The organism is Corynebacterium sp. HMSC063G05 (genome assembly GCF_001810555.1).
GTDB classification, from domain to species: Bacteria; Actinomycetota; Actinomycetes; order Mycobacteriales; family Mycobacteriaceae; genus Corynebacterium; species Corynebacterium jeikeium_D.
The window spans coordinates 61,671-75,556 of record NZ_KV801839.1; the positions used below are offsets into that span (position 1 = coordinate 61,671).

Sequence of the window (13,886 nt, forward strand, 5' to 3'; positions counted from 1 at the left end):
ACCTACGCTAGCGTAGGTAAAGGGTGGATTCAGCTAGGAAGCTCCCACTGGATAGCGTGTAAGGTTCGCGTGACTTAAATACGCGCGATACGGATATTCGAAGCCAAGATCGCCTCGGCACCAATCTTCGCCAGGGCATCCATGAGCGGGTTGGCCTCTGCCTTCGGAACTAGCGCGCGAACTGCTACCCAATCCTCGTTAGCCAGCGGCGACACGGTCGGACCAGACAGGCCCGGGGTGAGCTTGGATGCCTCTTCCAGCGCGGACGCACGGATGTTGTAGTCAATCATCAAGTACGTCTTGGCATGCAGAATGCCGGTCATGCGACGTAGGAACACCTGCTGCTCCTCGGTGACCTCTACGCCCTTGCGTCCGACAACAACTGCCTCAGAGCTGACCAAAACATCGCCGAATGGCTTCAATCCCTGCTTGCGCAGGGTACGACCGGTGGAGACAACATCGGCGATTACGTCGGCAACTCCCAAGCGGATGGAAATCTCCACTGCACCATCAAGGCGAATGACGGTGGCGTTAATGCCACGAGCCTTCAGATCCTCGCGCACCAGGTTCGGGTACGAGGTGGCAATGCGCTTGCCCTCCAGAGCTTCTACGGTCCACTCCTCATCGGCCGGAGCGGCGTAGCGGAAGGTTGAGGCGCCGAAGCCCAGATTCAGAACCTCATCGACCGGAGCCAGCGAGTCAGCGGCCAGGTCGCGGCCGGTGATGCCCAAATCCAGATGGCCGTTGCCAACGTAGATGGGAATATCCTTCGGGCGGAGGAAGAAAAACTCAATGTCGTTGGCTTCGTCGTGGATGGTCAGGCTCTTGGAGTCGCCTCGACCCGGGTAGCCAGCTTCCTTCAGGATTTCGACTGCCGCCTCGGACAGCGATCCCTTGTTGGGCACGGCAATACGCAGCATGGTGTTGATTTCTCCTACAGGTACTTGTAAACATCCTCGGGGCTCAGCCCGCGACCGACCATGACCACCTGCAGCCAGTACAACAGCTGCGAAATCTCCTCTGCGAGGGCTTCGTCAGATTCGTGCTCAGCTGCAAGCCAGACCTCACCGGCCTCTTCGACAATTTTCTTGCCCTGGAAATGCACACCAGCGTCCAGCGCCTTGACTGTGCCCGATCCCTCGGGGCGCGACTGTGCTTTTTCCTTCAGCTCTGCAAACAGGTCATCAAAGTTCTTCACCCGGTCTATTGTTCCATGTCGTCTACTCGCCCGCGAAAGCAGCCCGCAAAAAGCCCAAATTCGAGGTATCCAAATTGCCCGAAATGAAGCGCGCCGGGGGTACTAACGTCCCCACATCAGCCTGCGAAACGCTCACATCCGGCATTGGATTCCACACCACCGTGCATCCCGCAGCGAGTGCAGAGCGCACCCCCGTTGAGGAATCTTCGATAGCCAGGCAGTCCTCTGGCGCAAATCCGGCTAGCTCTGCGCCACGCAAGTACGGATCCGGTGCCGGTTTGCCGTTGGCCACCTCATCGCTACACACTGTTGCGGCGAAGTGCTGCTCCCCCATGACATCAATGCAGGGTTGCGCCACGTGCCGACGGGTATTGGTCACCAACACCACCGGAATGTCACCAGCTCGGGCCTGGTCCAAAATCTCCGGCACACCCGGGCGCCACTCCACCCCATGTTCTAGAACCAATTCTGTGAAGCGACCTTCGACGAATTGGGAGCCCGAGGCAAACAGCTCGTCGTCAAGCGTGCGTCCCGCATGATCAGCACAAATCGACAGCGTGTCCCAGAGCGTGTTGCCGACGCACTGCATGCGCAACTCCGGAGTCAGGCGACGGCCTACGAATTCCGAGAGGTCGTACGTGGCAATCTCCCACAGAGGTTCCGTGTTGATGAGGCTGCCGTCCATGTCCCACAAAATTGCTTTCACACCATGCGACTATGCCAGGCAATCAAGCATTTAGCGATTATGTCAGCAAAACCGTCGGATGAAGGTTTAGAGTTTCAGGAAGGAAAGTATGTTGCGGTGCTGCATGAAACCACCGCATGAACGTGTTCCGCGTGAATGAAAGGCATCGACTCGCTATGACAACCACTGAAGATTCGCTCGCCCAGGCTATCGACCAACCCGAGGCATACTTCATTCCGCTAGGGACGGTCACCGAAGGCGAGCTCAGCTACGAGCGCTTCATGCCCACTAGCTTCACTTATGGGGCGTGGGGGCCGTTTCAGCACGGTGCGCCGCCGTCGGCGCTGCTGACGCGCATGTTGGAGCGCCGCCGTCTGGAAAGCGAGGGGATGCGTATTACTCGCATCGCCGTGGATCTGTTGTCGGCTGTACCGTACACGGAGCTCCGCGCGCGCTCATGGGTCTCGCGCCCGGGGCGGCAAATCGCCAAGGTCGAAGCCGAATTGCTTGCCGACGTCAAGGGTGCCTGGCGGCCAGTTGCCACGGCGTCCGCATGGATGATGGCCACTGCGGATACGCGGGATATTGAGCGTGCATTCGACAAGCAGGTGCCCGGGCCCGAGGAATGCAGCGCCGAGTACATTCCGCTTACCGACGATTGGAGTGGCGGCTACATCGAATCAATTGAAGCCCGCGCCGGCGCGACGGAAGAGCTGGCCGAGACGCAAATTCACTGGGTTCGCGCGCAGTACCCAATCGTGCTCGGGGAGGAGCCGACTGCGGTGGAGCGAGTCATGCAGGTAGCTGATACCGCCAACGGTATCGGGGCCACGCTGAGCCCGCACCAGTGGGCGTTTATGAATACCGACTTAGTGGTTCACCTGCACCGACTCCCCCAGCTCGGCGCCTCGGAGAAGTCGGCGGAATCGGAGTTGCAGTCGGAAGACGGCGGCTGGGTGGGCATCGCCGCCCGCGGTTCCATTGGGCCGGACGGAATCGGCATGACCGCGGGCGAGCTCTACGATGTGCACGGCCCCATCGGCCGCAGCATGCAGACCTTGCTGGTGCGACCGCAGGGATAGCGCGAAGCTACACGTTAAAGTACTTCGCTTCCGGGTGGTAGAGCACGAACGCATCGGTGGACTGCTCTGGGTGCAGCTGGAGCTCCTCAGAGAGCTCCACGCCGATGCGCTCCGGCTGCAGCAGGTCAATCATGCCCTGACGGAAGGTCAGATCCGGGCAGGAACCATAGCCGAAGGAGTAACGAGCGCCACGGTACTTCAGGTCAAAGAAGTCCTGGGTATCGTCGGAGTCTTCCGCGCCAACACTTGTGCCGTCGGAGAACGCGAGCTCGGAGCGAATGCGCTGGTGCCAGTACTCGGCCAGCGCCTCGGTGAGCTGCACGCCGATACCGTGAACCTCCAGGTAGTCGCGGTATTCGTTCTTGGCGTAAATATCGTTGGCGAAGTCAGCGATGGGCTGTCCCATGGTCACCAGCTGGAACGGCATGACGTCGGTCTGTCCTGCGGCGATGGCATCTTCGCGCGAGCGAATGAAGTCAGCAATGCATAGGAAGCGACCACGCTGCTGGCGCGGGAAGGTCCAGGACACCACTGGCTCTGCCGCGGGGTCGGGCTGCTCCCCTTCCGCAGGTAGCGGCAGTACGTGTACGGTATCGCCCTCAGAAACTGCTGGGAAGTAGCCATAGACGACAGCCACATGCTGGAGGATGTTCTCGGCGCGCAGGCGCTGCAGCCATGCGCGCAGGCGTGGACGACCATCGGATTCGACCAGTTCCTCGTAACTCGGCCCCTCGTCGCCGCGGGTGCCGCGCAGTCCCCACTGCCCCATGAACAGAGCGCGTTCGTCGAGGGTGGTCAGGTAGTCGTCGAGGGGCAGGCCCTTGACAATGCGGGTTCCCCAGAACGGCGGTGTCGCAACGGGGACATCAGCGGCGACATCGGAACGCTCCGGCACCTCGGGGGCTTCAGCAGCAGCCTTGGCGGCGCGCTGCGCGGCGATGCGCTTGGAGCGCTCACGGCGGGCGCGGCGAGCTTCCTTCTTCTCGCGGGCAGCAATGGCCTCTGGCGAATTCTCGTCTGGGCCGAGGCCCTTCTTAGCTGCCATCAGCTCGTCCATGATGCGCAGTCCTTCGAAGGCATCCCTGCCGTAGTAGACATCGCCGTGGTAGAGCTCGGACAGGTCGTCTTCCACGTAGCTACGCGTCAGCGCGGCGCCGCCGAGCAGTACTGGGAAGCGGGTGGCATCGCCGGCGGAGTTGATCTCCAGCAGGTTGTCCTTCATCACCACAGTGGACTTCACCAGCAGGCCGGACATGCCGATGGCGTCGACATCCAGTTCCTTGGCGGCGGACAGAATCGTAGCGATTGGCTGCTTAATGCCCAGGTTATGCACGGTGTAGCCGTTGTTGGAGAGAATAATCTCCACCAGGTTCTTGCCGATGTCGTGGACATCGCCCTTCACCGTGGCCAGCACAATCGAGCCCTTGGAGCCCGTGGCATCCTCGGCATCCATAAAGCCCTCGAGGTAGCCCACCGCGGCCTTCATCGTCTCGGCCGACTGCAGCACGAATGGCAGCTGCATCTGGCCAGAACCGAACAGGTCACCAACGGTCTGCATGCCACGCAGCAGGTCCTCGTTGACAATCGCCAGCGGTTCCTTTTCCTTCATGCCCTCATCGAGGTCAGCCTCGATACCCGTGCGCTCACCGTCGATGATGCGCTGCGCCAGGCGGTCGAACAGCGGCATGGCGGCGAGCTTTTCGGCCCGGGCGTCCTTCGCGTCAGCGGCGGAGACTCCTTCGAAGAGCTCCATGAATACCTGCAGTGGGTCGTACTCCCCGTCGGGGTGCCCCGCTTCACGACGGCGGTCGTACACCATATCGAGAGCGACTTCGCGCTGCTTGTCGTCGATCTTGTTCATCGGCAAGATCTTGGAGCTGTGGGCAATGGCGGAGTCCAGACCGGCCTCGATGCACTCGTTGAGGAACACCGAGTTGAGTACCTGGCGAGCCGCCGGGTTCAGACCGAAGGAAATGTTGGACAGACCGAGCGTGGTGTGCACGTTCGGGTGGCGACGCTTAAGTTCGCGGATGGCTTCGATGGTTTCGATGCCGTCGCGGCGAGTTTCCTCCTGGCCAGTGGAAATCGGGAAAGTCAGACAGTCGACAATAATGTCCTGCTCGCGCAGTCCCCACGTGCCGGTGATGTCGGCGATGAGACGCTCGGCGATCTCAATCTTCTTGTCCTTTGTACGCGCCTGACCTTCTTCGTCGATAGTCAAAGCGACCACGGCAGCACCGTGCTCAACAACCTGGCGCATAATGCGCTGGTAGCGCGAGTCCGGGCCATCGCCGTCTTCAAAGTTCACAGAGTTGACCGCGCAGCGACCACCGAGGTGCTCCAGGCCAGTCTTCAAAACTTCCGGTTCCGTGGAGTCCAGCATGACCGGCAACGTCACCGAGGTGGCGATCTGCGATGCCAGGGTTGCCATGTCATCGCGACCGTCGCGCCCCACGTAGTCCACACACAGGTCGATCATGTGTGCGCCATCGGTGACCTGACCGCGGGCGGTGTTTAGGCACTTCTCCCAGTCGCCGGCCAGCATGGCCTCGCGGAAAGCCTTGGAACCGTTGGCGTTGGTGCGCTCACCAATCATGGTGATGCCGGTTGTCTGCGTCAGCGGGGTTGCCGAGTACAGAGAAGCGACCTCATCGATTGGCTTTGCATTCGGATCCGTCGATGGGCGTGCTGCCTGAACAGCAGGGCCCTGCTCGGCGTAGGCGCCTGCACCGGTAATAGCATCGCGCACAGCGGAAACATGCTCCGGTGTGGTACCACAGCAGCCACCGACCATCGCCAGGCCAAACTCTTCAACAAAGCCGCGCAGCGCTGTGGCTAGCTCTGGTGCGGTCAGCGGGTAGGTCGCACCGTTCTTACCCAGCACTGGCAGGCCCGCATTCGGCATCACCGATACAGGAATGGAGGCGAAGTTGGACAGGTAGCGCAGGTGCTCGCTCATCTCGTCCGGACCCGTTGCACAGTTCAGACCAATCATGTCGATCCCCAGCGGCTGCAGCGCTGCCAGGGCTGCACCAATCTCCGAGCCCATCAGCATGGTGCCTGTGGTCTCGACGGTCACGTGGACGACGATCGGAATCTTTTTGTCAGCCTGTCGCATGGCGGCCTTGACACCGTTGACGGCCGCCTTTACCTGCAGCAAGTCCTGACAGGTCTCAATCAAAAACGCATCCGCGCCACCGGAAATCATGCCGAGTCCGGCCTCCGTGTATGCGTCGCGAAGCTGAGCGTACGGAGCGTGCCCCAACGATGGCAGCTTCGTGCCCGGGCCCAGCGAACCGAGGACAAAGCGTCGCATACCCTCGCGCCCCGGCCCCATTTCGTCAGCGACCTTGCGGGCGATTGCGGTGCCCTTGTGCGCTAGCTCCTGGATACGGTCTTCAATGTCGTAATCCGCGAGGTTCGGGAAGTTGCAGCCGAAGGTATTGGTTTCCACCAGGTCGGCGCCGGCCTCGAAATAACGCCGGTGAATCGTCTCGATGATGTCGGGACGAGTGTCATTGAGAATCTCATTACAGCCCTCGTAGCCGAGGAAGTCCGCGTCAACGTCGAGGTCAAAAGACTGCAGCTGGGTACCCATGGCGCCATCGCCAATGAGTACACGGCTGTGCAGTGCGGTGAGGAACTCGGAAGAGTGGCGATCAGTCATGAATAGACACCTTAGTCTACTTTCATAACCGCGCCGTTAATCGGGCTGGTTATTCGATCTCAAAGTAGCTTTCCGCCTTCACCGCAGGCAGGTCCAAACCGACAGCCTTCGTTGCGGAATTGATAATCGCGAGAATCTCGTCGAGCTCCTCATCAAAAATCGAGCCACCGTGCTCATGCTCAATCGCAGCCACGCGCTGTAGGCAGTTCTCTACCGCCTGCGTTGCGGCTTCTTCTCGCTTATCGACGGCCAGTTCCGCCGCCTGATCGATACCAGCGGCGGCCTCACGGAGGGCTTCCCCGACCTGGTCGGCTACCGATTCGTCAAAAAGTGGCTCCCAGAACTCGCGTTCCTCGGGCTGCAGGTAGCTGCCGGTGGCAAACATGCGCAAATCGGCAACTAGCTTATCGATGTTCTCTTGCGTTACTTCGACAGCAGACAGATCTGAGTTGCTCATGCTCAAATTTTAACGCCAAGCAGCGCGCCCAGCGCGGCGGCAACGAATTCTCCGGCACCCGCTGCGCCGGTTACTGTGCCAGCATCTGCCTTGTTGCTGGTATCCGAGGACCACTCCGCAGCCCAGGCATCGATAGCGGCCAGAGCAGCCGGCGTATCCAGGTCATTGGCCAGGCTTGCGCGCACATCGGCAACCAGTGCCGCTGCTGCGCTCACAGCCTTCTCATCGGTGGCAGTCTTTGTAGCTGTGCAAGCCGCACGCCAGGCCTCGTGACGTGCCTTGGCCGCCTCCAGCACCTCGTCCGACCAATCGCGATCAGAGCGGTAATGGCTGGCGAACACGCCAATACGAATAGCACTCGGGTCGACGCCGGCGGCCACCAGCTTGGAGACAAACACCAGGTTACCCAGCGACTTGGACATCTTCACGCCATCGAGCGCAATCATGCCAGCGTGAACATAATGGCGCGCCATACGTGCACAGCCAGTAGCGGCTTCAGCGTGAGCCGCCGAAAACTCATGGTGCGGGAACGCGAGATCCGAGCCACCGCCCTGAATGTCGAAGCTCTTACCCAAGCGGTTGGTGGCAATCGCCGAGCACTCAATGTGCCAACCCGGCCGGCCCGCACCAAAAGGAGCCTCCCAGCTTGGCTCCCCGGGGCGAGCGGCACGCCACACCAGCGCGTCCAGTGGGTCCTCCTTGCCCGGGCGATCCGGGTCGCCACCGCGCTCCGCAAAGAACTCCGCCATCTGCTCTGCCGAGTAATTGGACTCGTAACCAAAGTTCTCAGTGGCACTCTTGCGGAAGTACACATCCGGGTACTCGTCATCGGTGAGCTGGTAGGCCGAGCCATTCTCCAGCAGCTTCTCGACCATTTCCACGACCTCGCCCACGGACTCAATGGCGCCGATATAGTCGCGCGGTGGAATCACCGACAGGTTTTCCATATCCGAACGAAACAAATCAATCTGCGAGGTGCCCAGCTCGCGCCAGTCCACCCCATCGCGCTCCGCACGTTCGAACAACGGGTCATCGACATCGGTGATGTTCTGCACGTAATGCACCGAGTGTCCATTGTCCAGCAGCTGACGGTAAATCAGATCAAAGGTGAGGTAGGTTGCTGCGTGCCCCAGGTGCGTGGCGTCATAGGGTGTGATGCCACACACGTACATGGTCGCCTCCGGTCCCGCTTCCACCTGGGAGACCTTCTGATCCGCGGTGTCGTAGAGGCGTAGGGGTACCGATGTTGAGTTTTCGTCGTCAAGCGAATGCGCCTTACCTGTATTGCTGGCGCGGTTGAACACATCGAAACGCGCATCGCCGAGACTGGGAACCTGTGGTTGGGGCCACGAATGCATTAAATACTCACTACCTCACTAAACAGCGTTGATCGTGCCGAAGCCGAGCAACACCATAACAATCAAACCGACCGGGATGCGGTACGCGGCGAACCAAGCGAAGGAGTGGTTCGACACGAACTTCAGCAGCCATGCAATAGACGCATAGCCGACGACGAAGGCAATCAGCGTACCGATGGCCAATTGCGCTCCACTAGCGGCCTGTCCCGCCGCAGGGTCAAACGCGTCTGGAAGCGAAAAAATTCCAGCAGCGAAAACAGCGGGGATAGCCAGCAGGAAGGAAAAGCGCGTTGCAACCTCTCGGTCCAAGTGCAAGAACAGGCCGGCAGACACCGTACCGCCCGAGCGCGACACACCCGGAATGAGCGCCAGGCACTGCGCGAAACCCATGACGATGGCATCTCGCATGGTCAGCTCTTCATAGTTGCGCTCACGACGGCCGAACTTCTCTGCGGCGATAAAGACAAAGGAGAAAAGCACCAACACAGCGGCTGTAATCCAGAGATTGCGCAGGTTATCGCGGATGAGGTCCTTCCCCAGCACACCGATGATGGCAATCGGCAGCGTACCGACAATCACCATCCAACCCATGCGGTAGTTGAAACCGCGGGCTTCCTTATTGAACAGACCGGCAAACCAGCCAGTGAGGATCTGCCAGATGTCCTTGGCGAAGAACACCAACACAGCCAATTCGGTGCCAAGCTGCACCACAGCGGTGAAGGATGCACCGGCGTCCTGGCCCCACAGCAGCTCGGAGACAATCCGAAGGTGCCCCGAGGAACTCACCGGGAGAAATTCCGTCAGACCTTGCACTACGGACAGGATGATTGTCTGCGCCCAGGTCATACCGGTGCCGGCGGTATCGGCAGCGGTATCTGCTGAGGCGCTTAGTGTCGTCATGATAGTCACGGGTGTATAGGCTACTCGTCCGGTTTGTGTTGTGGCTATAGCGAGGTTTCGGTGCGGCGATAGCGAGACCTCTCCCGCGGAACTTTTCCCGCGACCGCACACGGGTGTCCTAAAGTAAAAATCGTGCAACAACGAATTCTGGGCAACAGCGGTTTACGCGTCTCCGCCTTGGGGCTGGGTACGGCCACCTGGGGTGCGGGTACCAGGCAAGACGAAGCCGGACGCATCCTGACGGACTTCCTCGACGCCGGAGGCAACCTTGTCGACGCTTCCCCACTCCACGGCGGCGACACTGTTGCCGACATGCTGGGTGCAGTCATCGCAAAGCGCGGTGTCGCCGACGAATTGGTGCTCTCGGTCGCATCTGGCATACACCCCGAGCGGCCCGTCGGCAGGCGCGTGGACTGCTCGCGTAAGACACTGCAAAAGGACCTCGACGATACGCTCGCACGCCTCGGCGTCGAACACATTGATCTGTGGTCGCCCGGCTACTGGGATGGGCTGACCCCACCGGAAGAGGTCGCCGATACCCTGGAATGGGCTGTGCGCACGGGGAAAGTACGTTACGCCGGAGTGCGTGGATACAGCGGTTGGCAGGCGGCGGTGACGCATGCCGCCGCGGATCGAATCGCTCCGGTGTTCGCACAGCATGAGTACTCGCTGCTCCAGCGAAGCCCTGAGGCTGAACTACTGCCCGCCTGTGAGCATTTGGGGCTCGGCTTTATCGGTGGCGCCCCACTGGCCCAAGGCGTATTGACCGCCAAATACCAGCACATCATTCCCGAGGACTCCCGCGCTGCTTCCGAACACGCCGACGCAGAGGTACAGGACTATCTCGACACGCGCGGCGTCACGGTTGCAGGCGCGCTGACCACCGCAGCCAAGGGGCTCGGCGTCAGTGCTGCCGTCGCAGCGATTTCCTGGGCACGCGATCGGCCGGGCGTCACCTCGATCCTCGTTGGCGCTCGAGACCGCGCTCAGCTACGCGAAAACCTCACCGCCGAACAACTCACGCTGCCACCGCAGATTTGCAACGCGCTTGACGACGTCACGCTGTAATCAGTAACCGCATTCTTATAAAGACTTATAAGGCACAACGAATGCGAGAACTTCCCACGGCTGGAGGCGTCCACAAAGTAATCAGGCCGGGGTGGTAGTTTCTATAGCGTGAGTGAAAACAGTCGTCGACGTGTCATAACCTCCCTTCTAGCGGGGCTTTCCGCTAGCGCAGTGGTCCTGGCAGGGTGCTCCTCCGATGTGGAAGGAGACATCGATGCCGGAATGGGCAACGCCACGCCAGTGCCGGCCGCTTCACCCGCTGCTCCCGATACTGCTATCGGGAGGGCCAAGAAGATTGATGAGGACGTTACCGATGCCGTGCTGGTCGGCGACCGAGTTGTCCTGAAGGCCGGGGACAAAATCTTTGCCGGTCCGCTGAATAACCCAATTGAGCGATCAATGAAGCTGGGCGCGAAGTGTGGTGAGCTCGCGCCGGGCGGCCCTAACGCTCTGCTGCCGTGTGAAGATGGCATCCACGTCATTACTGACCAGGCTACGGAAACGGCCGTTGTCGGCCGTGGCACCAACTACTCCGCCGCAGTTGGCCTGGAAGGCGGCCGCATCATCGGTGCCCATGCGGATAGCAATGTCGTCGATGTGTTCGGCGCTGATGGTGAGTTGGCCAGTGACTTCAAGGCTGCCAATAACGGGTCGCAGCTCGTTGAGATTCCCAAAGCGGACAATGACGCGGACGTCAAGCTGTTAGAGGTCAACCGTCCGGAGACTTCGGTGCATGAGCTCAAGCTCGATGAGTCCCGCGCTGGCTCTGCGCTGCGTGCGGGTATCGGCGTCGGCAAGGTAGCTTCCGGTGATCATGTCATTGCTGCCGCAGACACCAAGGGCAACCAGCTTCTTATTTACACTGCCACTGACGTCATTCGCCTCCACCAGGCAGCTCCGGCCCCGGAGGCTCCGTGGGCGGTAGCGGTCGATGAATCGCGCGGAATTGTCTGGGTGACTTCGACGAAGGTGAACAAGCTGACTGGCTACGACATCAGCTCGGGTACCCCAGTCAAGGTCGCGGACATCAACACGGTTGCAGATCCACAGTCGATTGTTGCCACCGAGGATGGCCAGATTGGCGTCTTCTCGGCTACCGGTGACGGGGCCCAGATTTTTGACTCCGCGGACGTCGATAAGGCAATTGCTGATTTCAAGCAGGATGCAGAGAAGATTCGTGAGGAGATGTCGGTTCGGGAACCAGCCGATAAACTACCGACCGGTGCAGGTGACACCAAGGGAGCAGACGACTCCGAGGGAGAGACTAAGTAGATGCCTTCGAAACTTCGCGCCAAGTCCTATCAACTCGCGCTAAAGGCAATGTTCCAGGTCCCACCGGAGCAGATTCACGAGGCCATCTCGAAGACCCTGAAGGGGCTGCAGAAGTCGGAGAGTCTACAGCGGGCGGTGAGCAAGTTACTCGTTGTTGACGATGCTGTGCTGCGTCAAACCGTGTTCGGCGTGGACTTCCCGCGTCCGCTGGGGCTCGCCGCAGGCTTCGACAAGGCTGCTATTGCTCCGGATTGCTGGGGGCCAATTGGTTTTGGCTACGCGGAACTGGGAACCGTGACTGCCAAGCCGCAGCCGGGCAATGATCGCCCGCGTCTGTTCCGTCTGAAAGAAGACCGCGCCATTTTGAACCGTATGGGTTTCAACAACCCCGGCGCAGCTGCTGTAGCGGAGAACTTGCGGTCGCGTCGCAGTGACGACGTGATTGGTATCAACATTGGCAAGACCAAGGTGACTCCGCTGGAAGAGGCCGTCGATGACTATCGAGAGTCGGCCAGCCAGCTCGGCGGCTTGGCGGACTACGTTGTTGTCAATGTCTCCTCACCGAACACGCCGGGTCTGCGCGACCTTCAGGCGGTGGAGTCACTGCGCCCGATTCTGGCAGCGGTGACTGAGGAGACCGACTCGCCGGTGCTGGTCAAAATCGCTCCTGATCTCTCTGACGATGATGTCATCGCGGTTGCTGACCTGGCTGTTGACCTGGGGCTGGCAGGCATTGTGGCTACCAACACCACCATTTCTCGTGAGGGTCTGCGTACGCCCGCGGATGAGGTCGCGGAGATGGGGGCCGGTGGAGTCTCGGGTGCTCCTGTGGCAGCTCGGTCACTAGAGGTGCTGAAGCTGCTGCACGAGCGCGTCGGAGACAAACTAGTTCTCATCAGCGTCGGCGGCATTGAAACTGCTGAGCAGGCGTGGGAGCGGATTGCCAACGGCGCTTCCCTGTTGCAGGGCTACACACCGTTGATTTATGGCGGTCCAGACTGGATTCGTGACATTCACCAAGGGTTGGCTCGCCAGATTCGAGCTCAGGGATTCTACTCCATTTCGGAGGCAGTCGGCTGTGGTCTGCCGTGGCGTGGTTAATTGCTGAAAGCCGTTGAGGCTTCCTAACCCAATAAACACGTGACCCCGGGGCCAGCTGCCATGAAGGCGCTGGCCCCGGGGTTTTCTGTATGAGTAGCGTGCCCGGTCGGTTGAGTTGCCCGTGTGGGCGGCGTATCCCTACTCCCCGACGTTCTCCCACCACGGCGTGATGATGGCACGCGCAATCGAGTGGAAGTACAGATTGAAGCCAAGCACGGTCGGCGTCGCATCTTCCGGAACTTCAAGCTTCTCCACGTCGACCGCGTGCACCGCATACATGTAACGGTGTGGGGCATGCTGCGCCGGTGGGTTAGCTCCGTAGTGACCACGCATGCCCGAGTCGCCGACAAGCTGGATAGCGCCTTCTGGCAGCTTAGAGCCGTCTTCGGAGCCAGCTCCCTGTGGCAGACCCTTTTCGGTCGCTGGAATGTTGAAGACAGCCCAGTGCCAGAAGCCCGAAGCGGTCGGAGCATCCGGATCGAAGCAGGTCACGGCAATGGACTTAGTGCCCTCCGGCAGATTTGCCCAATCCAGTTGTGGGGAAACATTCGACGGAGCGCGGAATTCATCCGCAATCTTCTCGCCGTCCTTGATATCTGGCGAGGACAGCTCGAAGGTTGGCAAATCCTTCAGCGGTGCGTACGGATCTGGTCCCGGGAAAACCGGAGCATTTGCAGTGTCGTTTGCGGTGTCGTTGGAATTCGTAGTCATAACTACCAGTGTGCCTACTTTATGAGCGCGCTGCAGGGACTTTACAAGACTCCCTATCTGCAGGGCCTGATTCTCAGTGCGAATCCAAGGCGGATGCGGGGCTAACACCGCTGATGTAATTACACCCAGGTTTGGCGCGCTAATGCCCCTCTGACCTGCCAATTTGTGTTTCATTATGTAGTCGGGATACAGTATCACAGGTCAGCACGGAAGTGCTTCCTACCCGGTCCGGGTGGCGGAATGGCAGACGCGCTAGCTTGAGGTGCTAGTGCCCTATTAACGGGCGTGGGGGTTCAAGTCCCCCTCCGGACACAAGATAAATCCCGAGAAACTGCAATTAGTGCAGCTCTCGGGATTTTTGCTTTGTCTGTCGGACCAATGGGACTG

At 60.2% G+C, this 13,886-nt stretch carries 12 protein-coding genes and 1 tRNA gene; 5 read left to right on the forward strand and 8 right to left on the reverse strand.

Annotated elements, in window-relative coordinates:
- Positions 1-74: 74 nt before the first annotated feature.
- Genes hisG through HMPREF2751_RS01695 form a run of 3 tightly spaced genes read right to left on the reverse strand, consistent with a single transcriptional unit; the run spans position 75 to position 1,904 of the window.
- Positions 75-920: an ATP phosphoribosyltransferase gene (gene hisG, locus HMPREF2751_RS01685; protein WP_016422792.1), complete on the reverse strand. Its 846-nt coding sequence runs from the start codon at positions 918-920 to the stop codon at positions 75-77.
- A gap of 14 nt (positions 921-934) precedes the next feature.
- Positions 935-1,198 carry a phosphoribosyl-ATP diphosphatase gene (locus HMPREF2751_RS01690; protein ID WP_005510825.1) on the reverse strand — a complete coding sequence of 88 codons (264 nt, stop codon included), beginning with the start codon at positions 1,196-1,198 and terminating at the stop codon, positions 935-937.
- 22 nt (positions 1,199-1,220) lie between these two features.
- Positions 1,221-1,904, reverse strand: a complete 684-nt coding sequence (locus HMPREF2751_RS01695; protein WP_083304390.1) for an HAD family hydrolase — start codon at positions 1,902-1,904, stop codon at positions 1,221-1,223.
- A 155-nt stretch (positions 1,905-2,059) separates the two neighbouring features.
- On the opposite strand from HMPREF2751_RS01695, the gene HMPREF2751_RS01700 reads away from it, so the two are divergent.
- Entirely contained in the window at positions 2,060-2,965 is a 906-nt protein-coding gene (locus tag HMPREF2751_RS01700) for a thioesterase family protein (RefSeq protein ID WP_016422790.1), read from the forward strand.
- Positions 2,966-2,972: 7 nt separating this feature from the next.
- Here HMPREF2751_RS01700 and metH read toward each other — a convergent pair whose 3' ends face one another.
- Genes metH through HMPREF2751_RS01720 form a run of 4 tightly spaced genes read right to left on the reverse strand, consistent with a single transcriptional unit; the run spans position 2,973 to position 9,347 of the window.
- Positions 2,973-6,632 (reverse strand): methionine synthase, encoded by a 3,660-nt coding sequence (metH, locus tag HMPREF2751_RS01705; protein ID WP_070595234.1) that lies wholly within the window; start codon positions 6,630-6,632, stop codon positions 2,973-2,975.
- A 49-nt stretch (positions 6,633-6,681) separates the two neighbouring features.
- On the reverse strand, positions 6,682-7,089 hold the full coding sequence (locus HMPREF2751_RS01710) for a hypothetical protein (RefSeq protein ID WP_049189278.1): 408 nt from the start codon (positions 7,087-7,089) through the stop codon (positions 6,682-6,684).
- A gap of 2 nt (positions 7,090-7,091) precedes the next feature.
- A complete protein-coding gene (gene mshC / locus HMPREF2751_RS01715; RefSeq protein ID WP_070595235.1) occupies positions 7,092-8,447 on the reverse strand; it encodes a cysteine--1-D-myo-inosityl 2-amino-2-deoxy-alpha-D-glucopyranoside ligase in 1,356 nt (451 codons plus the stop codon).
- Between the two features lie 18 nt (positions 8,448-8,465).
- Positions 8,466-9,347 (reverse strand): undecaprenyl-diphosphate phosphatase, encoded by an 882-nt coding sequence (locus HMPREF2751_RS01720; protein WP_040361409.1) that lies wholly within the window; start codon positions 9,345-9,347, stop codon positions 8,466-8,468.
- Positions 9,348-9,479: 132 nt separating this feature from the next.
- Between HMPREF2751_RS01720 and HMPREF2751_RS01725 the strand changes: the two genes are divergently transcribed.
- The 3 genes from HMPREF2751_RS01725 to HMPREF2751_RS01735 all read left to right on the forward strand — a co-directional run bounded on the left by HMPREF2751_RS01725 (position 9,480) and on the right by HMPREF2751_RS01735 (position 12,788).
- A complete protein-coding gene (locus HMPREF2751_RS01725) occupies positions 9,480-10,415 on the forward strand; it encodes an aldo/keto reductase (protein WP_070437473.1) in 936 nt (311 codons plus the stop codon).
- Between the two features lie 108 nt (positions 10,416-10,523).
- Entirely contained in the window at positions 10,524-11,687 is a 1,164-nt protein-coding gene (locus tag HMPREF2751_RS01730) for a hypothetical protein (RefSeq protein WP_179078157.1), read from the forward strand.
- Positions 11,688-12,788 carry a quinone-dependent dihydroorotate dehydrogenase gene (locus HMPREF2751_RS01735; RefSeq protein WP_049189276.1) on the forward strand — a complete coding sequence of 367 codons (1,101 nt, stop codon included), beginning with the start codon at positions 11,688-11,690 and terminating at the stop codon, positions 12,786-12,788. It abuts the gene before it with no gap.
- Between the two features lie 138 nt (positions 12,789-12,926).
- On the opposite strand, the gene HMPREF2751_RS01740 is transcribed toward HMPREF2751_RS01735, so the two are convergent.
- The gene (locus HMPREF2751_RS01740) at positions 12,927-13,499 is read right to left on the reverse strand and encodes a YbhB/YbcL family Raf kinase inhibitor-like protein (RefSeq protein ID WP_049170574.1); all 573 of its coding nucleotides are present in this window, start codon (positions 13,497-13,499) and stop codon (positions 12,927-12,929) included.
- A 226-nt stretch (positions 13,500-13,725) separates the two neighbouring features.
- On the opposite strand from HMPREF2751_RS01740, the gene HMPREF2751_RS01745 reads away from it, so the two are divergent.
- Positions 13,726-13,811, forward strand: a tRNA-Leu gene (locus tag HMPREF2751_RS01745).
- The last annotated feature ends 75 nt before the right edge of the window (positions 13,812-13,886 follow it).

What these genes read in the sequence shown, in the direction of transcription:
- HMPREF2751_RS01700 (WP_016422790.1), top strand. Translation starts at nt 2,060, where the DNA reads ATGACAACCACTGAAGATTCGCTCGCCCAGGCTATCGACCAACCCGAG.
- HMPREF2751_RS01735 (WP_049189276.1), top strand. Translation starts at nt 11,688, where the DNA reads ATGCCTTCGAAACTTCGCGCCAAGTCCTATCAACTCGCGCTAAAGGCA.
- metH (WP_070595234.1), bottom strand. Translation starts at nt 6,632, where the DNA reads ATGACTGATCGCCACTCTTCCGAGTTCCTCACCGCACTGCACAGCCGT.
- HMPREF2751_RS01740 (WP_049170574.1), bottom strand. Translation starts at nt 13,499, where the DNA reads ATGACTACGAATTCCAACGACACCGCAAACGACACTGCAAATGCTCCG.
- mshC (WP_070595235.1), bottom strand. Translation starts at nt 8,447, where the DNA reads ATGCATTCGTGGCCCCAACCACAGGTTCCCAGTCTCGGCGATGCGCGT.
- hisG (WP_016422792.1), bottom strand. Translation starts at nt 920, where the DNA reads ATGCTGCGTATTGCCGTGCCCAACAAGGGATCGCTGTCCGAGGCGGCA.
- HMPREF2751_RS01720 (WP_040361409.1), bottom strand. Translation starts at nt 9,347, where the DNA reads ATGACGACACTAAGCGCCTCAGCAGATACCGCTGCCGATACCGCCGGC.
- HMPREF2751_RS01710 (WP_049189278.1), bottom strand. Translation starts at nt 7,089, where the DNA reads ATGAGCAACTCAGATCTGTCTGCTGTCGAAGTAACGCAAGAGAACATC.